The organism is Larkinella knui, assembly GCF_003858645.1.
GTDB classification, from domain to species: Bacteria; Bacteroidota; Bacteroidia; order Cytophagales; family Spirosomataceae; genus Larkinella; species Larkinella knui.
This window is the reverse complement of the sequence record NZ_RQJP01000004.1, coordinates 308,459-328,806: the sequence shown is the minus strand read 5'-3', so window position 1 is coordinate 328,806 and position 20,348 is coordinate 308,459. Positions and strand designations below refer to the sequence as shown.

Below are 20,348 nucleotides of genomic sequence, written 5' to 3'. Positions count from 1 at the left end.
AGTTTGACCAGGCGTTTTCTGAAGTCTGTGAGCGGGTGCACCGTTACAACCGCGAAGCCGCCAGCCGGGCCGATCGGCTGAGCCAGTTGCCGGCCACAGGCGTCCACAAGGTACTGGTCGACGAGATTATCTATTGGGATGATCTCTACCGCAAGGAACTGAAAGTGCGCCAGTATCTGCAGGAAAACCGGAGCCTGCCCGTGGAAGAACCCGTGCAGCGGTACCGGCAACACTACGAAATTCCGAAAACAGGTCTGGAATTGGGGCTGGCGGCCCGCAACCTGGCCAAGAACGTTTCGGTTTGGAAAAGCCGCCTGGCGAATCCGAAACATCCCGATGCGGCCGCGAAATACGCCATGTACCTGAAACTTTATGAGGAAGCGCAGGCCGATATCCGGGCTGAGCGCACCAAACGCGAAATCGATCAAGCATGTTAATTACGACTACTGCCCAGATGAAAGAATTTGCCGGGGGCATTCAGGCGAACCTGACGTTCGATGTGATCCGGCCGTTTGTGGAAAATGCCGAGTCGATCGTCGTCGGCGCTTTGCTGGGTACCGATTTTCTGGCCGCTCTGGCCGGGGATGATCTGGATCCGCCCATGGCTCAGGTCCTGCGTCATGCGCAGCGGGCCATTGCGCTTACCGCCCTGCACGAATCGATGGTTTCGGCCATGTACCAGTACGGCAATTCGGGGTTGAGCCGGTTTGTTCCGAAAGATGCCGAGAAGCTCACGATGTGGGAAGTCGACGTGATTCTTTCCGATGCGGCCAGCCGGGCCGACCAGGCCCTGGAGCAACTGATGGGCTACCTGGAAACGCACCAGGCCGAACTGCCCGCCTGGCGAAACGCGAGTGCCTACCAGGCCATTAACCGGAATCTGATCCCGTCGGCCGGTTTGCTGGCCGAGGCTCTTCCGGAAGCCTCGATGTCGTACCGGTTGTTTGCGGTTTTGAAAGGATATATGCCCGGCATCGAGCGAAAACACGTGGCCGGCGTCACGGGCCCGGCGCTGCTCGAGCAGTTGAAACAAAAGCTGGCCACCGCAGCCACCCTGTCCGATCCGGAAACGGAACTGTGGCGGCTCAGCCGGGATTTGCTCGCACCGCTGACGCTGTGGAAAGCCCTGCCCTTTATTCAGGTCCGGTTTTTTCCGGATGGCGTCCGGATCCTGCAAAGCTTCAAAGGGCTGAAAGATGAAAAGGCCGTGGACCAGCAGCAGATTACCCAATTGCGTAGTGAGCTGCTCGCCCGCGCGGAAGATGCCAAAGGAGCCCTGCAGCGGTTTTTGAACCAGACGGCTTCGGCCACGGTTTTTCCGCTCTATTTCAATTCGGGCCTATACGTAGCCCCCGGCACATCTACCTGGAAATTGCCCGACAACGAAGGCAAAAAGCATTTCCGTTTATGAAGAAAATCGAACTGATTCAGGAGGGCGTGCGGGTCGAGTGTGCGCTGGCCACGTGTTATGCCGATCTATCCCGCAACGGCACGCTGGAGGTGCTGAAACTGGCCTACTGCTCGCCGAGAACGTCCGAAACCGAACTGCGAATCTGGTCGCTGGTTTTTGTGGCACCGCCCGAAATCAAGAAAATGCTGCTGCTGCCCCTGCACCGCAACGAATTGCTGCGGCTGCTGGAGCAGATCGACTGGGCATGGAAAAGTGGCGTCGGGAAAAAACCACTGGACGCCTTTCAGTTGAAAGGCACTACGTACTGCCTGCCGGATGAAGAGTTGCGGCTGGTGACGACCGGCGAGTTTATCACCGCTGTTACCTACCTGCTGGCCTTTTCGAGCCCGACCGGCGACAATGGTCAGAAGGCTGATTATCTGGCGCATTTTCTGGCCACCATCTGCCGTCCGAAACAGAGCCTGGCCAGACGCCTGAAACGGGACAAAACAACCTGGAACGGCGATGAGCGGGAAGCCTTCAACAGCTACCTCATTGATGGCCGGGCCGGCCGTTTTCGGTCTGTGGAGCTTGGTCTTCAAGTAGCTATCATGCAATGGTTTTTGGCGGCTGTTGGGCGGGCCGAGCGGCTGTATAACATGCCGGCAGCCGAAAAAAGTGACACGCCGATTGCCTTGGGAAGTTTCGTGCAGGATTGGGAAAAAACCGTGCACGGGCTGGCCCGCGAAGGCAATTTCGGCCCGTATGACGCCGTCATGGAACGCAGCATTCACGAGGTGCTGGCGTATTTAGAACTCCGAAAAATTGAATTTGATGAACACGAATCGAAAAACCGCGACTAAACCGGATCCGACGATCCACGCCCTGAATGTGATTGTGAACGAGCCGCCGGCGACCGATACCAGCCTCGACGAGCTGGCCCAACTGGAGCAGCAAACCCGGGAACTGGAAGAAAAAGGGCAGGCCCTGTATACGCAGCGTCAACTCCTTTTGCAAAAACAGCGCGAGGCCCAGCAGGCTCACCAGGCCCGGCTCCGGGAAGAACGGCAGGAACTGCGGGAAGCCGCGATTCATTACCGCAGCCTGGCGGCCGAAGCCACCGAAAAAGAGCAGGCCGACAAGTTTCTGGCCTGGGCAGAAGAAAACGAGGAAAAAGCCCGCGCGATTGTGGTCGACGGCGAAGAAGCCACCGAAGCGCCGGCGGTGAAAAAATTGCCCATCTGGCGCCGGCTTTCCACCCACCGGCTGGTGGGGGCCGGGCAACTGCTGGGGCTGGCCCTAATGGTGAGCTGGTCGCTGGGCATGTTCAACGAGTTTGGTATGAAAATCCAGGAGGCTAACAAGGCGTTGCCCATCGAACAGCAGGCCCAGCCCTACAATTTAACGTCGCTGCAGAAGTATTTCTACGAACTGTTCATCTCGTTTCTGGATGTGCCCTTCTCGTTTTTGAAACTGCTGCTGATTGCGCCTTTTGTGCTGTATTACCTGGTGCCGTTTATCCAGTCGGGCAAGCGGGATTTTGTCACTGAATTTTTCGAAGAATTAACGCCCTATCAGCGATGCGTGCTCACGGTTATCTTCTTAGCGCTCTGTTTCTTTTCGCAGTCCCTTGCTCACGTAGTCAAACCGTAACGCCGGCCGCGCCGACTGTGGTGGTGACAACCGAAAGCATGATCCGGGCCCAGATTCTGGAAGTGGCCCAGCAGCAGATTGGGGTGGTGGAAAGGCGGAACCGCAACGATCACCCCAAAATTGCGGAGTGGAACCGGGCCCTGGGCCTGCCTGCCAATTCGCCCTACTGTGCGTCGGGGATCTATTACTGCTATGCGGCCAACGGGATTCGCCTGCCGATCCGTGCGCCGGGCCTGGTACGCAGTTGGTTTGCGGATGGTTCGAAGATCGTCTATCGTCGGAGCCAGCGGGGCAATACCCGGACCGGTCGCCGGCCCCGGCTGGCAGATCCGGTCTCGATCTTCGAGAGTCACGTTGAACTGCTGGCGCAGGAACGCTGGGATGAAGACGACGATGAAATTACGGTGATTGGCTTTAATACGACGGCGGGATCGGGAACCCGGGGCGGGGTGTACCGGGTGCGCCGGAAACTGGGCCAGGTGAAACTGATCGCCAATCACCTGACGCCCTATCTGGAGAAGAACCAACCCAAAGGATTATGACCGGGTTGGGCTGGCTGTATGATCTGTGGGTCGTGCTGACCGACCCGATTCTGGTGTTTCTGGAGGTGGCCATCGCCTTGTTGAGTATCCTCTTTTATTTTTTACATAAACTGAAAACGACGCATGAAAACGAGTCTTCAAAACGAATTAACTCTGGCGGATCGGCTCATGGGCCCAACCTCAGGATTTTTTAAACCACTGGTGAAAGGTGGGGTTATTCTGGCGGCCATTGCGGCCGGGTTGTTAGCCGCCCAAAGTGTGTTGGCCGAGCACGGAGTTTTGATCCCGGCGCTGATGGCTAAAGTGATTGAGATTCTGGGGTATGTGGCGGGATCTATTGCGGGTGTTTCGAAGCTGACAGTGGATATTGAAGCCGTGAAGAAAGAGAAGCAGCTGGATGGGATTTAAGAAATAAAATTATTGCCTAAATGAGCCCTCCAAGTTGGAGGGCTTTTTGCATTTTTATAAATTTTAACTTAAATATTATTTATCAACTGATGTAATAATTGATTCAAAAATTTGGAATACTCCCAATTAGAAATGTTTAAAGTCCACTTATTGAATAAAACAATGAAAAAGTAAAAAAAATTATGTATTGATTACAACCATTTGCCAGACACAAGTGTCTATACGCTTGAAGTCAGTAGTGCATTTAAACATATTACTAAACGCTATTTTATGGAACCTCTTAAAGCATCAAGTGCAATCATGGCATTGATTGTGGCGAGCGTATTTGGGTGCAGTGAAAATGGTGCTGCCCCTAAGGTTGAATTAAAGTGCGATTGGCCTTCTGATTACAAGGTAGACACAACAATAGTAGATCAATTAGGAAAGATTCGGGCTATTCCTTTTAGGCCAAACGAGATTAAATACGTTGTTGATGTCTACGGTTTATCAAAACGGATCACTACCGGTAGTTTATTACCCTGTAATCTCCCCAAATCAGCTGAAATTGATGGAAAGCAGGTGAAGATAAGCGGACATTTATTGACCTTCCGAAATATAAATCAAGTGGACTTATTTGGTAATCCCTTTGAATTAACCTCAATAGAAGTAATAGATAAATGATTTACATTACCTTAAACTCCTATCCTTATGAAGAAGCTTCTATTTTTATGCTTGTTTGTCCCAGCATTTTGGGCAAATGCTCAAGATTCTTCTATCGCAGTTGAAGCACAACTGACGGCAAATGAAAGCCAAAAGGTTAAGGAAAGCTTATTTTCCTTCAAAGTAGTAAGTATTGACGAAAAGCAGGTTTTTGAAACCGTACGAAAATCGCCTAAACAGGCTAATTTATCAATTGCACTATCTGGACTTTCAAAACTCGATTTGTCTGTTCATAAAGACGATATAAGGGCACCGGGTTATAAAGCAGTTTCCAGGACGATAAACGGTGAAATAATTGATACTGCAGTTACGACACAGGAATGTAAAACTTTTGCTGGCATAGCCAATGATAATCCTGACCAGTTTGTTCGGCTGTTTATTGACCAAATGAACGTTAAAGGAGTCATTAGTGATGGAAAGGGAGGCTATTTCTGTCTTGAGCCAATTGCCACTTTTACCAAAACAGAGAAAAAAGATAATAGGTACATTCTGTATCATTCAAAAGATATAGTTCCTACTAATGAAATCTGTGGAGTAAAAGAGGTTGAAAAAGCCATGAAGGGGGCAAACGGGAGAATAGCGGCTATTCCCGTAAACTGCCGTATCCTGGAAGTGGCCACGGATGCTGATTGGGAGTATTTCCAGAATCATGGCGGAAACTCCTATGGTGACATTTTAAACGTAATGAACATAGTTCATGGAGTGTACCTAGCAACATTCAATATCCGTTTAATGGTCGTTTACCAACATGTATATACTAGTCAATATGACCCTTATACTACTACCAACTCAGATAATTTGCTTGATGAGCTTAAAAATAATTGGAACTCATTATTTTCTGGTGTAGGCAAAGATCACGTTCATTTATTTACTGGTAAAAGCTTGGATGATGGCACGTTGGGAATAGCGTTTACAAGCACAACATGCGATTCCCCTTTTAAGTCCTATGGAATATCAATGGATAGAACTAACGTCCATGAAACAGTAGCACATGAAATTGGTCATACTTTGGGGGCAAGCCATCCCACAGATGCGGCTTCAGGTTGTGGTACAGCTTCACGAACCATCATGTGTCAAGGGACACCTAAGATGATGAATTTTTCAGCCTTTTCACAAAATGAAATAGGGTCATATTTAATTTCTAATTCAAGTTGCTTATTCGATTTAGCCGGAACAGGGTATTTGAATATTTTCGGTCCGTTAACCATTTGCTCTAGTGGAACTTATACAGTAGATGGAGTATTTGGAGGAACAATTACTAGTTGGTCTAGCAATAATACTTCTATTCTTACCATAAATTCTTCAGGAGTTGCTACAAGAGTGGGATCTGCTAGCGGGCATGTGACTATTACAGCAACGGTAAGTATTTGTGATGCCACCTTTAATGTGAGTAGACAAATACATGTTGGAGTGCCAACTTTAGTAAATCCGAGTCAGGTTCTTTTTGATCCCAATTCTAATATGTGGCAGTGTATGCATGGAGGTGGATGGCCCGGAAATACCTATTACTGGTCAGTAGTATCCGGCTCGGCATCTTTGGTGCCCAATGGTCCAGATTGCTACGTTACAACTTCTGGCGGGGCAACCATTGCCCTTTATGCTACAAATGAATGTGGCACATCATCCACCATATATTATAATATACCACCTGCCGGAAGTTTCTTTAAAGTATATCCTAACCCTGCACACGATGTGCTGACCATTCAGTTTATTTCGCCAAAAAATATAGAAGCATTACCCGAAAAAGTAAATCTCTACAGTGAGAAATCAAGTATAGCCGTCATTTCTGTTGATGTCAAAGAGGCTTACGGGAAAAATGAATTTGAAGGTGGGGATAAACTAAATCTAAATGTAAAGAACCTTCCAAGAGGCATTTACTATCTACATATAATTCCTGAAAGTAATCAAAACCAAGAAATTCAAAGAGTTAGAATCTTACTTGAATAGTTTATTTAATCATGAAGTAAAGTGTAGAATGATCTTTTTACACTTTACTTTATGACCATATTGTACCTACAAAGAGCATAACTTGGGTGGACAAAATTCCGGATTAGAAGTTTTGTGAAAACTATCACTTCCTCTAATACTTTTATAATTAAAAAGCCTGATCTATCGACCAGGCTTTTTTGATTTATGCGAATTCGACACCCACGCGATCCATTTCCCGATCGACGCGTTTATCGATGATCTTGACATAATAACGCTGGGTGGTTGCGATCCGGGCGTGCCCCAAAATCTTCTGGACGACCTCCAGACTATATCCTTCATTCAGGAAAAGCGCACCTGCAGTTTTGCGGCAGATTTTCAGGCTCATGGTTTTCTCTTTAAAACCGATCAATCCCCGAATAATTCGCAGCCATTTATTGATTCGGTCGGCCGGCACAATGGGTATTTGGTTGTTGTATTTTGCAAGAATATCCGGCACTGCATTCAATAAAGGTATTTGAGATTCAATGTCGGTTTTCATCCGACCGGTTACAATTTTCTTTTTCCCGGTAAACGTAGTGACAATAAAACTGTCCGGATCAAGGGCGAAAGCTGCCAGATCCGGATAATCCAGGCCCGTATAGCAGGCCAATAAAACCCAGTCACGTAAAAAATCATTTTCTTCATCGAGCGGTAACTCTTTCAACTTTTTCAGGTGGATATCTTCCAGAAAATAAACCGGTTTTGGCTTTTGACCTTTTATGACCAGTTTGTCGAGTGCATTATACTCGGCATGCCCTGACTCAACCGCTCGATCCAGCACTGTCCGGACGAAAGAGAGGTATTTGTTGGCCGTATCGGCGTTTTGCTTTTCCTTTCCTTCTTCAAGCTGCTCGTGCTTCATAAGCCACTTGTGATATTCACGTGCCCAGGCAACATTGATTTCTGACAACTCAATATCTGCAACTTTTCCCCTGCACCTGATAAACAGCTGTAAATGGTTGCGGCCGCGCTCCCAAGCACCAATAGTGCCTTTAGCCTTAGCCTGCTCGGTCCCTTTTAGATCTTCAATATCCTGAAGGTACTTATCATACAATTGAAGTACGGTTGGTTGTGGAGTAATCCCATTAAGCCATTCGGATTTGACACTCCGGGCCGTTGGCGTTTTCCCCAGGCTGATCATACGGTTCATAATCTCTTTATGCTCCCCTTCAATTGCTTTTAACCTGGTGTTGTTCTGCTCTGCCAAATTGGACCTACCTATCTGCTGCTGTTTCTTCTGATCCCATTCTTTGGGGTTTACCTTGACACCTGATGCATACATTGAAGGGCTGGGTGTTCCGTTAATTCGGAGTTGAATGTAGAGAGAGCGGTCTCCTTGCGGGATTTGATGTTCTCCTTTCTTGTTTTTCTTAGGGGTGCGGAATTTGAATCGAACTAGAATAGACATGCGTTTTTAACGATCATGGGATTTTGAAATTAATTATTGTATGCACAAATATTCATAATACACTTAGCGCGATTAACTACTTGAGGAAAAAGCGTACTTAAATTCGAGGCAATTGTACTCACGGTTGTACCTAAAAATAAACAGCAGGGAATCAGTAGAATAGAATTGGAGGGCAATAAAAAAACCGCCCTGGAGTGGGGCGGTTAACTTTGGAGTGAATCTTTCTAATCCTGATACCGGATCAGATCGAGTCCGATATCCTTCCGGTAGTATTTACCCTCGAACTGCACGGTACGGGCCGCTTTTTGCGACTTCATGACGGCATTTTCGAGCGAATTGGCTACGGCCGTTAACGCCAAAACCCGGCCACCGTCGGTCAGCACGTGACCGTTGAAGCCCGGCTTGGTGCCGGCATGAAAGGTAGTCACGTCATCCAGTGTGGACAGGTCCGTAATCGACTTGCCTTTCTCGTACGTGTCCGGGTAGCCACCCGACACGACGACCGTGGTGACAGCGGTTTGCGGTGAGATCTGTAGTTGAATTTTATCCAGTTCACCATCGGCCGTTGCCACCATTAATTCAACGAAATCATTTTGAATCCGCGGCAGGACGACTTCCGTTTCCGGGTCGCCCATGCGGGCATTGTATTCAATAACGTACGGTTCGTCCTTTACATTGATCAAACCGACAAAAATAAAACCCTGGTAACGAATGTCTTCCTTTTGTAAACCCGCCAACGTTGGTTTTACAATTTTCTCCTCTACTTTGTTCAAAAACTTGGCCGTGGCAAACTTCACCGGCGAAACCGCCCCCATGCCCCCGGTATTGGGCCCGGTATCGCCCTCACCGATGCGCTTGTAATCTTTGGCTTCGGGCAGAATTTTGTAGTTCACGCCGTCGGTCAACACAAATACCGACAATTCGATGCCCTTCAGAAACTGCTCCACGACCACTTTGTGGCCTGCTTCACCAAACCGCCCGCCGGTCAGCATATCCGTCAGAACCGCCCGGGCTTCGCTAATGGATTCGGTAATAATTACCCCTTTTCCAGCCGCCAAACCATCGGCTTTCAAAACGATCGGTACCTGGTGAGCGTCCAGATAAGCCAGCCCTTCTTCCAGCGTTTCCGCCGTAAAAGTCCGCGATGCCGCCGTCGGAATACCGTACCGCTGCATGAATTGCTTTGAAAAATCTTTGCTGCCTTCGAGCTGCGCACCACGCTGATCCGGACCGACAATTCGCAGTTTGGCGAGTTTTTTATTCGCCCGCAAGCGATTGACCAGCCCCTTTACCAGCGGTTCTTCCGGTCCGATAACCAGCAAATCGATTTCCTGTTCCTGAACAGCCCGTGTAATCGCTTCGGTGTCGTTGAAGGCAATGGGCAGATTCGTGGCGACTAAGGCTGTTCCGGCATTACCGGGTGCTACAAACAACTTGTTACACAGTGGACTTTGCGCTATTTTCCAAGCGAATGCGTGTTCCCTTCCGCCCGAACCTAGTATTAGTATATTCATTCTGAGTTATGAGTTGAGAGTTAAGAATTAAGAATTAAAGAGCGCTGCTGCGGTTGAATGCGTCAGCACACTCTTAACCCCTAACTCTTAACTCTTAACTTAATTTGCTACTTCTGATAAAAACTTAATCCGCATTAACCGCAATTCTTCTTCTGAATAATCGTCGTTGGCAAACTCCCGCATGGCCACCCCGATGTTGTCGGTTTCGGCCCGCATGAAGTAGTCATAAATATCGGCTTGCCGGTCGCTGTCCATGATCTGGTTGATGTAATAATCCAGATTCAGACGCGTACCGGAATAACAGATGTGTTCGATTTCTTCGATCAGATCTTCCATCGTCAGGCCTTTCGACTCCGAAATTTCCTCCAGATCCACCTTGCGGTCAATCTGCTGGATGATGAAAATCTTGACCTTCGATTTATTGACCATCGACTTCACGACGACGTCTTTCGCCGTTTCGATGTCGTTTTCTTCGACGTATTTGGAAATCAGGTCGATGAACGGTTTTCCGAACTTCACCACCTTGCCCATCCCTACCCCGTTGATCTGGGCCATTTCCTCCCGCGTGGTGGGATAGGTCGTTGCCATTTCTTCCATGGAGGGGTCCTGGAAAATGACGTAAGGAGGCAGGTTTTTTTCTTTGGCAATCTTTTTACGCAGGGCTTTGAGCAGACCTAACAGGGCTTCGTCGTAGGCGCTGCCCGACGACATACCGGTGTCCTTGTCTTCATCTTCGGCCTTTTCCTCGTCGATTTCGTAGTTATGATCTTTCGAGAGCGTAATGGAGTACGGATCGTTGAGGTAGTTTTGTCCCTTCTGCGACAATTTCAGAACGCCGTAGTTATCAACATCTTTGTCCAGATACCCATAAATCGTGATCTGCCGGATCAGTGAACACCAGAACTCAACGGTTTCGTTGAACTCTTTTCCTTTGCCATAAACGGCTAAATTATGGTGCTCATAACTGGTAATGTACTGATTTTCAGTGCCGGTCAACACGTCGGCCAGGTGAGCGGCATCGAAACGCTGATCGGTTTGCAGAACCGCCTGAAGAGCCAGTACGATCTCATCCTGGGCTTTAAATTTCTCGGTTGGCTTCATGCAATTATCGCAGAAACCGCAATCCTTGTCCTGATATTCTCCGAAATAGCTTAACAATTGCCGGCGACGACAAACCCCCAGATTGGCATACGAAACCATTTCCATGAGCAGATGCCGGGCATTGTCGCGCTCCGTAACGGACTTGTCTTTGTTGAATTTCTCCAGCTTGACAATGTCATCGATGCTGTAGAACATCAGGCAGTTGCCCTCCAGGCCGTCGCGGCCCGCCCGCCCGGTTTCCTGGTAGTAGCCTTCCAGCGACTTGGGGGCGTCGTAGTGAATCACAAACCGCACATCCGGTTTATCGATTCCCATGCCGAAGGCAATCGTGGCCACCACCACGTCGACGTCTTCGTTGAGGAACGCATCCTGGTTGTGCATCCGCGTCTGCGAATCCAGCCCGGCGTGATACGGCAATGCTTTTATATCGTTGACATTCAGCAGTTCGGCAATTTCTTCAACCATTTTCCGGCTCAGGCAATAGACAATGCCGGACTTTCCTTTGTTGTTTTTGATATACCGGATCAGCTGCTTTTTCGCGTCCGCTTTCGGGCGAATTTCGTAGTATAAATTCTTTCGATTAAATGACGTTTTATAAATATGGGCATCCTCCATTTGCAGGTTTTTCTGGATGTCCAATTGTACTTTTGGCGTGGCCGTAGCCGTTAAAGCAATAACCGGCAGATTACCGATGTTGTCGATAATACCGCGGATTTTGCGGTATTCCGGTCGAAAATCGTGGCCCCACTCCGAAATACAGTGGGCTTCATCGATGGCGACAAACGAGATATTGGCTTTTTTGAGAAAATCCAGGTTCTCTTCTTTCGTCAGGGATTCGGGCGCAATGTAGAGCAGTTTCAGCGTACCGTTCAGGGTATCTTTTTTGACTTTGCTCATTTCGGCCTTGGTCAAAGTCGAATTCAGGAACTGGGCGTTGATGCCAAAGGCGTTCATTTGATCGACCTGGTTTTTCATCAGGGCAATCAGGGGTGAAATCACAATGGCCGTTCCCTCCGAAGAAATGGCCGGAAGCTGGTAGCACAGGGATTTGCCCGCCCCCGTGGGCATAATTACAAATGAATTGATCCCCGCCAGAATATTATGGATGATGGCTTCCTGGTCGCCCCGGAATTGGCTGAATCCGAATATGTCTTTAAGCTTCTCTTTTAGAGATACCTGTACCGATGGGTCTAACTGCGTCGTCGTCATCTCAAATTGGGGAAGGTTACCACACTTTATTTGGTTGTATCTTTGCCTTTATAAAATTAGTTAAAAACCGATTGACAAAAGCAACATTGAAATTAGTAAAAAAAAATATTCAATCGACGGCTCGTGCTGTACTGCTTGCCGAATCGGAAGCAATCCGACAGGCAATTGACTGTATCGACGACCAATTTGAACAAATCGTTGAAACCATTTTGCAAAGTTCCGGCCGGGTCGTGGTCACCGGTATTGGAAAGAGTGCACTAATTGGACAAAAAATTGTTGCAACCCTCAACTCAACCGGCACTCCTTCCCTTTTTATGCATGCAGCCGACGCCATTCACGGCGATTTGGGGATGATTCAGTCCAACGATGTGGTGATTTGCATCTCCAAAAGTGGGAATACGCCCGAAATCAAAGTTCTCGTTCCGCTCCTGAAGCGAACCGGTGTGGTGCTCGTTGCACTGGCCTCCCAGACCAATTCGTACCTCTGTTTACAGGCCGATTTTGTTCTGAACGCCCACACCGAACGCGAAGCGGATCCCCTCAACCTGGTTCCGACCACCAGCACTACCGTTGCCCTGGCACTCGGCGATGCGCTGGCGGTTAGCCTGCTCACTGCCCGGGGATTTACCAGTCAGGATTTTGCCCGTTTCCACCCCGGCGGCTCATTGGGCAAAAAGCTGTACCTAAAAGTTAGTGATATTTATCCACATCACGAAATTCCGACCGTTTCTCTTCGCGCTACCGTGCACGAAGTGATTCTGGAAATGACCTCCAAACGGTTGGGGGCCACTGCCGTGGCCGACGAAAACGGCCAGCTGGCGGGCATTGTCACCGACGGCGATTTGCGACGGATGCTCAACCGCTTCAACCTGCCGGAACTCGGCGATCTGCATGCCTGCGACATCATGACGCCCTCGCCCCTGTGCATACATCCCGATGAATACGCCACCCATGCCCTCAAAATCATGCAGGAACGCAGCATCACGCAACTCATTGTCGCCATCGATAACCAGATCAAAGGCTTCATCCACCTCCACGATCTGCTGAAGGAAGGCCTGGTTTAAGTTAAAAATTAAGAGTTAAAAGTTAAAAATAATGTCGAGTGTGATGCGTCAGCCTACTTTTAACTTTTAACTCTTAATTTTTAACTCCCTTTAGCGCAGGCGATTCGACTCCTGAACCAGTTTTTCGTCCCGGCGAATAAAACGGTTGGCTAACATATTGAAAATCAGAGCCGCCACTATACCAAAAAAACCATACCGGAAATGGCCCTGATCGTCCGGATTGAAAAACTCTTTGCCTTTGTACAGCGTCAGGTACAGAACGAAGCCCATCAGGGCGGTCAGCACAATGGCGTTAATGGCGCAAAGACCCATTTGCAGCAACCGGTTGCGGTATTTGAAAATGGTAAATAACGAAACGCCCGCTACGACCAACGCCATCAGAGCAAGGTAATAAACCGGCGTAATTTGTGAGCTAATTCCTTTGGTATACGTCAGTTGCCAGGCAGTCAGACTAACCAGCTCGGTTGATCCGGCACCGGTTTTCTCCCAAATCGGAAAACCCAGCACAATGGCCATTGAAACGACAATCAGGAACAGAAATATAGTTTGGATGCGTTGAAGCATAGTATTGAATTTTTGAGCTTGCGAAGATACATGAGGAATCCTGAAAAGAAAACAGAAATGCGCATCGTTCTAACCTCCGACGGTTCTAGTTCGGTCTACAATTCTGAATTTGACCAGCATTATCACTCCATTTTTGGTGCCTTACAGGAATCGCAACGGGTTTATATCGAACTGGGTTTGCAATCCGCTTTCGAACGGTTTACGCAGGTCAACGCTTTCGAAATGGGGTTTGGTACGGGCTTAAATGCTCTTCTAACGGTGTTGGAAGCCGAAAAGTCACAACGCACGGTCACCTATACGGCGGTGGAAACCCGCCCGCTGTTGCCGGAAGAAGCCAACCAGCTTAATTTCGATGAATTACTGGAAAGTAAGTACCTGAAATCGTTGCATCAGGCACCGTGGAACCGTCCGGTTGCGATTACGCCGTTTTTCCAGGTATTGAAGTACGAAGGCCGTTTGCAGGATTTTCGAACCGAAGAGCGGTTTAATCTAGTGTATTATGACGCCTTTGCGCCGGAAGCCCAGCCGGAACTCTGGACGCAGGCGATTTTTGAACAGGTAGCCGCCATGATGCAGCCGGGCGGTTTACTGACGACGTATTGTTCAAAAAGTTATGTGAAGCGGAATTTGAGAGCGGCCGGTTTTCTGGTTGAGAAACACCGCGGACCGGCGCATAAGCGCGATGTGTTGCGGGCGGTCAGGCTAGCCTGAACGGACGGTTTTTTTACAAAAAAGAGGTGATGAGCCAGGCAATTTTCTCCAGCCCCGCTTGATCTGCCTCGCTAAAATCATTGAGTTGGTCGCTGTCGACGTCCAAAACCAGGGCCACATTACCATTTTTGTCAAAAACCGGAACGACTATTTCCGATTGGGAAGCAGAACTACAGGCGATGTGGCCCGGAAACTGTTCGACATCCGGCACCAGAATCGTTTCTTTTTGCTCGTAACTGGCCCCGCACACGCCTTTGCCAAAATCAATTCGGGTGCATGCAATTGGTCCCTGAAACGGGCCTAATACCAACTGATTGTCTTTTTTGAGGTAAAAACCGACCCAGAAAAAATCGAAAGCTTCTTTCAGAGCCGCCGAAATATTGGCCAGATTGGCAATCAGATCCGGCTCGCCGTCGGTCAGCGCCTGAAGTTGCGGCAGCAAACTGGCGTAGATTTCGTGCCGCAGGGCGGTTTTCGGAAGAATCAGCGTTTCAGCCATGAGACAATCAGGCGGTTACGTTTTTAAAATACCGTTTCAGCCACGAATCTGCCGCCCTGATCTGCCAGTGGTTGAGCAACTCTGCCTTGGTGGCAACGAGGTTATTATAAATCGTGGTTTCGGGCGTGATACGTCCTTCGGTAACGGCGGCTTTAATCTGCGGCAGTGCTACGGTTTCAATCGATCCACTGGCCGTTACAAAAGCCGCTGACCGATCAAAAAAATCCGTATTCAATGCCTGACCGATTCCGCGCACCCAACGCACGGAAGAATCAATGGAACAACCGCTTGGCAGGTGATGGCCTTCGTCGACGGCAACGATCAAAAACCGGTTATTGAGCAATTTGGCCGAACCCAGCAGGGGCGTTCCGTGGGCGGCCCAACTGTCGACGGCGGATTGCATATCGTTTTCAATGGCCGTCACTTCAGCGTCGGTCAGCTCGCGGGCGGCCTGGTAAACCCAGACGCGGGCCGTATCAGGCAGTTGGTTGAAGGAAATCCACATATGTTCTGTACCTACGGACTTTAGTCCGTGTTTCTTTATACGTTTCAGACGAAAATTTCACGGACTAAACCGGCATCGGCCGTCCGACCGTGGGTATCTTACAAACTCTGCGCCTGGGCAACGAGTTCCGCGAGGTCGTAGACTTTGACCGAATCTTCGCGGTCTTTGTTCTTGATCCCGTCGGTCATCATGGTCATACAAAATGGGCAGGCCACGGCAATGGTGTCGGCGCCGGTCGAGAGGGCTTCTTCCGTGCGTTCCACGTTGATATCTTTCCGCCCGGGTTCGGGTTCCTTGAAATACTGCGCTCCTCCGGCTCCGCAACACAGCCCTTTGGATCGGGAGCGTTTCATTTCAACCAGATCGGCATCCAAAGCCTGCAACACATCGCGGGGCGCTTCGTAAACCTTATTGGCGCGACCCAGATAGCACGAATCGTGGTAGGTGATCCGGCGGCCTTTAAACTCACCGCCCCCTTTCAGCGCCACTTTCCCTTCGTTGATCAGTTGTTGCAGGAATTGCGAATGGTGAATCACCTCGTAGTTACCGCCCAGTTCCGGATATTCATTTTTGAGCGTATTGAAGCAATGCGGACAAGCCGTCACGATTTTTTTAACGCCGTATCCATCCAGCACCTGAATGTTGGCCATGGCCTGCATCTGAAACAGAAATTCGTTTCCTGCCCGCCGGGCCGGGTCGCCGGTGCAGGCTTCTTCCGTTCCCAAAACGGCGAACTTGATACCGACATGGTTCAGGATTTTCACAAAAGCGATGGTCACTTTTTTGTACCGGTCATCGAACGAACCGGCGCAGCCCACCCAGAAAAGTACTTCCGGGGTTTCGCCTTTAGCAACCATATCGGCCATGGTCGGCACGCGGTAATTAGTTTCTGCGGTCATGGGTCATTCGTAAATCACTGATTTAATGGATCGATCGGCCTGGCGGTAATGACCGCGACCAATCATTCGGTAAAGGATGAGCAGAAAATACACCAAACAGCCGACAAACGTTACTTCCATTCCATACTCAATCAGATTGGCGGTTGAAGCCAGGTGGCTCCATTTGGTATAAATCGGCGTTTTGAGCCCCCACCAATACGTTGGATGAATAACAATCAGGGCGTTGAACAGAACTAATGCCACGATATGCCAACGGTTTTTCAGATCGATTACGCTCACCATCATGGGCATCAGAAAAATGAACGCGTAGTTACTGAACGAGCTTTTATGGATAAACATCATAAAACAAAAGCACAGCGTCCACAAAAGGGGTAAGGCTCTTGAATAACTCATCCGCTGTTTCAGGATAATGGCACCCAACGAAGAAACCGCTACGGTAAGACCAACTCCAACCCAACTCAAAATTTTGGAGTAGGGCCGAAAATCGCCAATCAGCGGACTGAAAACGGTCCACAGGTTAGGCGCAAAAGGCATTTCGGCAAATTGCAGTGGGGTCAAAAATTTATCGCCCACCAGAGCAATCAAAAGAACCAGAGCCGGCAAACCGGTCACCGCTAAACCGACCACGTATCGGATGGGTTTATCGATCAAAAAGAACATGGGTACGATAATCAGCAGCGCCAATGCCTTGGTGGTAATCAACGCCAGGGCCATAACGACACCGATCCACAAGCTATCGCGCGTTCGCTGCCATACGATAATGGAAATAACGCCAAATAACCACATCCAGATATCCTCCTGCCCACCCAGAACGCAAAGTACCAGCGGACCGGGCAAGGTCAGGTACGTCAATAACCGCATAAAACTATCCCCGATTTCGGTCCGATAAACTCGCCAGGTCAGCCAAAGAGCGAGTCCTTCCATCAGAATCATCTGAAAAACCAGGGCTTCAGCACTTTTCCAGAACCACAGCAACAGCGTTGTCATGTACGGAAATAACGGACTATAGGGCGTCCAGAAATCGCGGTAAACGATTTTGCCATGCATGGCTTCAACGGCTGCGCTAAAAAAAACGGGAACGTCGGACCGGGTCTTCTGTTGCAGCAAAATATACACTAGCACGAACGGCGCTACGCGAAATACGATAAAAAACAGCCCCAGAAGTGATTTCTGCTGGCGACCGCTTATTCCGTCGATCCGGTTCCGAAAACGCAACCACCCGACGGTGACAACCGACCCCAGAACCGCTATCGCTATTTTAAATACAATCACTGACATACAAATGGGGAAACATCCGCAAGATTCGTGATTTTCCCGGAATTTAATTCAGGTGGGCACGAGTAGTAAAAGTAGGCAGTTTTTTTAGTATCTGCGGACACTTCATCAATTTTCGATCGACAGTTGCCGTCGGCCCGCTACTGATTTACCTGATTGGCCCAGTTGAACCGGTCGCCGGGCGAAAACTTCCACGGTGCCATGTTGTTTTCGACATTACTGAACATGGCATTCCAGGAAGCCGGAGCCTGAGCCTCCTCCATAATTTTATAACGGCGGAGTTGCAGAATAATTTCCAGCGGGTTGATGTTGACGGGGCATTCCTGAACACACGCCTGGCAGGTGGTACAGGCGTTAATTTCCTCGGCGGTAATGTAATCATCGAGCAGCGTTTTACCATCGGCGTGATCGGCGCCGTTTTGCTGCCAGCCGCGCTGGATGTCTTCCAGACGGTCGCGGGTGTCCATCATAATTTTGCGGGGAGACAATTTTTTACCCGTTAGGTTGGCCGGGCAAGCCGCCGTACAGCGTCCGCATTCGGTGCAACTGTAGGCATCCATCAGGTTTTTCCACGTCAGGTCCTGCACATCTTTCGCTCCAAAACGGCCCGGTTCAGCCGGTGTTTCATTCGGATCGGCCTGGGCTATACCGAGTGCCAGTTGCACTTCCTTCGTAATTTCCGGCATGTTTTTTATCTCGCCTTTGGGTTTCAAATTGGAGAAATACGTATTTGGAAACGCCAGAACGATGTGCAGGTGTTTGGAATAGGTCAGGTAAACCGCAAAGAAGAGAATGCCCAGAATGTGAAACCACCACGCCAACCGTTCGCAGGCCACCAAAGCGGCATCGCTCCAGTGGGTAAATACGGGCATCAGCAACTGGCTGATCACAAAATTACCCACGCCTTTCAGTTCGCCATAGTGACCCACACCGCGCTCACGCAAGACGCTATCCGACGCATTCCAGATCAGGAAAGCCGTCATCAGCAGAATTTCGAAGGTCAGAATCAAGGCGCCATCCAGGCGGGGCCACCCCCCCATTTCGCGGTGACGTTCCGGCTGGAACCGGGGCACTTTCGTTACAAAACGACGAACCAGAAAAACCACACAGACAGCCCAGACGCCCACAGCCAGGATTTCGAACGTATTGATCAGGAATGGATATACCCCGCCGACGACGGGTGCAAAAAGCCGGTGGGTTCCCAGTATACCGTCGAGCACAATTTCCATCACCTCGATATTGACGATGATGAACCCTACATAAATGACAAAATGCATAAGCCCGACGGTCAGGTTGGTCATCATTTTTTTCTGACCAAAAGCCACACGCAGCATAATAGTCAACCGTTCACCGGGCCTATCGGTGCGGTTTTCCGACCGACCGAGTTGGATGGCGCGCCGGATGAGGCTAACACGCCGGGTAAGAAACCAGGCCGCTGTTGCCAGAGCCACTACAAATAAAATCTGCTGAAGAATTACCATACTATTTGGTGTAAAAGAAAAAAGCACTACATTTGCACCCACAAAAATTACTACCGACCATACCTGGTGATGTAGCTCAGTCGGTAGAGCAAAGGACTGAAAATCCTTGTGTCGGCGGTTCGATTCCGTCCATCACCACCTCAAAACGAAGCAGTTACGACGAACGTTGTAACTGCTTTTTTCTTTGGTGCTCCCTTCCATTTTTTGGGGTTCTTTATTTGAAAAGTTAACGGCAAGTAAAGCCATGCTCCTATTCGGTCCAACATTCTACCTAAAAAGATTTTTCCCGACCGATCCATCTCAACTCCCGGCTTTGACGGCAGCACCTTTGCCAAACAGCACGGATTGTAACTAAAAATACCCTAAAGCATTCCTTTCGGAACACCTTAGGGTACTGAAAAAAGTCGTCCGCTCCTTAAAACCGGAAACCAAGATTGAAAGCAAACGTCCGGCGCTTGGCATCGGCATTATCGAACACGTTCTGAAGACCGAGGTTATACACCGCATCGAGCGTTAATGGCCCCAGATTGATGCCGGCTCCCAACAGCCCGTTCAGAATCGTACGATTCAGATCGTCTTTCTTTAGCTGAAAATTATTGTCTCCGATAGCCACCAGCGACGACAGTTCAGCACCTGCCTGGAGCCGCAAGCCCAGCGCGCTACCAACCCGTACACCGACATAGGCCGGAATGGCCAGAAAATGTTGGTCAATTTTGCCCTTCACGTCATCGGAAACCGATCCGGGTGTAGTGCCCTGACCCGTCCGGATTAAATCGGAGGTTGAGTTGCGGTATTCAAGGCCGAGTTGTCCAAAGAACGTGCCGCCGGTACGACCGTAAAGTCCGGCCTGCCAGCCCACCCGGTATGAGTTAGCGGGTATGGCTTCGTTAATGAACCGGGAGAAGTTAACTCCCGCATAAATTCCGAACTTGCCCGTTTTCCCCCAACTCCTCTCCGTTTTTTCCCGGGTACTCCGGCCGGCCTGGTCGTAAGACGACGTTGTTGTGGTTGTCGTAGTTGTTGCCGTCGCATTGTTGGCGGGCGGTGTCATGGTTGCCGCACCGGATTGGGTCATCGTCTTCGAACTGTCCGTCGACATCGTTGCTGGTGCCGTCGAGTAAGTCGTGGCAGATGTCCGGGTGGAGTCTGTAGCCGGAGCGCTATACGTTGTTGTGCTCGTCGTTGACGTCGTATTGGTCGTGTTCTGGCCCTTGGTCAGATTAATACCCAGTAGGCAGGTTGCTAGTAGCGTGAGTTGTATTTTCATGACGATTGTGATAACGTTGAATGATAAAACATATAATTTCAACTGTGCCCTATTAAACGCGGCATTCATAAGCAATGTTTTTTTACCTAGTATACGCGCGGTCATTTCAGCATTAAAATAGTGGGATTAAAAGCTTAACTACCATGCAATCAAATACTTATAAATAAAAAATTCCTTCTCTGCAAAAGTAG

The 20,348-nt window shown here is 49.3% G+C and carries 20 protein-coding genes and 1 tRNA gene; 11 read left to right on the top strand and 10 right to left on the bottom strand.

All coding sequences use genetic code 11. The annotated features are described in order from the left end of the window. The first annotated feature begins 35 nt into the window (after positions 1-35). The 8 genes from EHT87_RS19810 (at position 36) to EHT87_RS19775 (ending at position 6,639) form a co-directional block, all read left to right on the top strand. On the top strand, positions 36-437 hold the full coding sequence (locus EHT87_RS19810) for a hypothetical protein (RefSeq protein WP_124908403.1): 402 nt from the start codon (positions 36-38) through the stop codon (positions 435-437). Further along, positions 431-1,411 (top strand): DUF6712 family protein, encoded by a 981-nt coding sequence (locus EHT87_RS19805; RefSeq protein ID WP_124908402.1) that lies wholly within the window; start codon positions 431-433, stop codon positions 1,409-1,411. The genes EHT87_RS19810 and EHT87_RS19805 overlap by 7 nt, the downstream gene beginning before the upstream one ends. Next, positions 1,408-2,253, top strand: coding sequence for a hypothetical protein (locus EHT87_RS19800; RefSeq protein WP_124908401.1), 846 nt, complete (start codon positions 1,408-1,410; stop codon positions 2,251-2,253). Before EHT87_RS19805 ends, EHT87_RS19800 begins: the two co-directional genes overlap by 4 nt. Beyond that, positions 2,225-3,043, top strand: coding sequence for a cell envelope integrity TolA family protein (locus EHT87_RS19795; protein WP_124908400.1), 819 nt, complete (start codon positions 2,225-2,227; stop codon positions 3,041-3,043). Before EHT87_RS19800 ends, EHT87_RS19795 begins: the two co-directional genes overlap by 29 nt. Positions 3,044-3,060: 17 nt before the next feature. Continuing rightward, a complete protein-coding gene (locus EHT87_RS19790) occupies positions 3,061-3,585 on the top strand; it encodes a C40 family peptidase (RefSeq protein ID WP_148096035.1) in 525 nt (174 codons plus the stop codon). Between the two features lie 123 nt (positions 3,586-3,708). Further along, entirely contained in the window at positions 3,709-3,993 is a 285-nt protein-coding gene (locus EHT87_RS19785) for a hypothetical protein (RefSeq protein WP_124908398.1), read from the top strand. A gap of 270 nt (positions 3,994-4,263) precedes the next feature. After that, on the top strand, positions 4,264-4,653 hold the full coding sequence (locus EHT87_RS19780; protein ID WP_124908397.1) for a hypothetical protein: 390 nt from the start codon (positions 4,264-4,266) through the stop codon (positions 4,651-4,653). Between the two features lie 27 nt (positions 4,654-4,680). Further along, complete coding sequence (locus EHT87_RS19775) at positions 4,681-6,639, top strand: M12 family metallo-peptidase (RefSeq protein ID WP_124908396.1); 1,959 nt, start codon at positions 4,681-4,683, stop codon at positions 6,637-6,639. 184 nt (positions 6,640-6,823) lie between these two features. On the opposite strand, the gene EHT87_RS19770 is transcribed toward EHT87_RS19775, so the two are convergent. The 3 genes from EHT87_RS19770 to recQ form a co-directional block, all read right to left on the bottom strand. Further along, positions 6,824-8,068, bottom strand: coding sequence for a site-specific integrase (locus EHT87_RS19770; RefSeq protein WP_124908395.1), 1,245 nt, complete (start codon positions 8,066-8,068; stop codon positions 6,824-6,826). Between the two features lie 224 nt (positions 8,069-8,292). Next, positions 8,293-9,582 carry a phosphoribosylamine--glycine ligase gene (gene purD, locus EHT87_RS19765; RefSeq protein ID WP_124908394.1) on the bottom strand — a complete coding sequence of 430 codons (1,290 nt, stop codon included), beginning with the start codon at positions 9,580-9,582 and terminating at the stop codon, positions 8,293-8,295. Positions 9,583-9,681: 99 nt separating this feature from the next. Beyond that, positions 9,682-11,892 (bottom strand): DNA helicase RecQ, encoded by a 2,211-nt coding sequence (gene recQ, locus EHT87_RS19760; protein WP_124908393.1) that lies wholly within the window; start codon positions 11,890-11,892, stop codon positions 9,682-9,684. Between the two features lie 71 nt (positions 11,893-11,963). Between recQ and EHT87_RS19755 the strand changes: the two genes are divergently transcribed. Beyond that, the gene (locus tag EHT87_RS19755) at positions 11,964-12,956 is read left to right on the top strand and encodes a KpsF/GutQ family sugar-phosphate isomerase (RefSeq protein ID WP_374756036.1); all 993 of its coding nucleotides are present in this window, start codon (positions 11,964-11,966) and stop codon (positions 12,954-12,956) included. A 90-nt stretch (positions 12,957-13,046) separates the two neighbouring features. Here EHT87_RS19755 and EHT87_RS19750 read toward each other — a convergent pair whose 3' ends face one another. Further along, complete coding sequence (locus EHT87_RS19750) at positions 13,047-13,520, bottom strand: DUF4293 domain-containing protein (RefSeq protein WP_124908391.1); 474 nt, start codon at positions 13,518-13,520, stop codon at positions 13,047-13,049. 57 nt (positions 13,521-13,577) lie between these two features. On the opposite strand from EHT87_RS19750, the gene mnmC2 reads away from it, so the two are divergent. After that, complete coding sequence (mnmC2, locus tag EHT87_RS19745) at positions 13,578-14,231, top strand: tRNA (5-methylaminomethyl-2-thiouridine)(34)-methyltransferase MnmC2 (RefSeq protein ID WP_229321191.1); 654 nt, start codon at positions 13,578-13,580, stop codon at positions 14,229-14,231. A 13-nt stretch (positions 14,232-14,244) separates the two neighbouring features. Here mnmC2 and msrC read toward each other — a convergent pair whose 3' ends face one another. The 5 genes from msrC to EHT87_RS19720 form a co-directional block, all read right to left on the bottom strand. Continuing rightward, positions 14,245-14,730 carry a free L-methionine (R)-S-oxide reductase MsrC gene (msrC, locus tag EHT87_RS19740; RefSeq protein ID WP_124908389.1) on the bottom strand — a complete coding sequence of 162 codons (486 nt, stop codon included), beginning with the start codon at positions 14,728-14,730 and terminating at the stop codon, positions 14,245-14,247. Positions 14,731-14,737: 7 nt separating this feature from the next. Beyond that, positions 14,738-15,235, bottom strand: coding sequence for a hypothetical protein (locus EHT87_RS19735; RefSeq protein ID WP_124908388.1), 498 nt, complete (start codon positions 15,233-15,235; stop codon positions 14,738-14,740). Positions 15,236-15,333: 98 nt separating this feature from the next. After that, positions 15,334-16,134: a (Fe-S)-binding protein gene (locus EHT87_RS19730; protein WP_124908387.1), complete on the bottom strand. Its 801-nt coding sequence runs from the start codon at positions 16,132-16,134 to the stop codon at positions 15,334-15,336. A 3-nt stretch (positions 16,135-16,137) separates the two neighbouring features. Then, positions 16,138-17,412, bottom strand: a complete 1,275-nt coding sequence (locus tag EHT87_RS19725; protein WP_124908386.1) for a hypothetical protein — start codon at positions 17,410-17,412, stop codon at positions 16,138-16,140. 137 nt (positions 17,413-17,549) lie between these two features. After that, positions 17,550-18,890, bottom strand: a complete 1,341-nt coding sequence (locus tag EHT87_RS19720) for a 4Fe-4S dicluster domain-containing protein (protein WP_124908385.1) — start codon at positions 18,888-18,890, stop codon at positions 17,550-17,552. A gap of 65 nt (positions 18,891-18,955) precedes the next feature. On the opposite strand from EHT87_RS19720, the gene EHT87_RS19715 reads away from it, so the two are divergent. Continuing rightward, positions 18,956-19,028, top strand: a tRNA-Phe gene (locus EHT87_RS19715). Between the two features lie 277 nt (positions 19,029-19,305). Here the strand turns inward: EHT87_RS19715 and EHT87_RS19710 are convergent. Next, positions 19,306-20,157 (bottom strand): outer membrane beta-barrel protein, encoded by an 852-nt coding sequence (locus tag EHT87_RS19710; RefSeq protein ID WP_124908384.1) that lies wholly within the window; start codon positions 20,155-20,157, stop codon positions 19,306-19,308. Between the last annotated feature and the right edge of the window lie 191 nt (positions 20,158-20,348).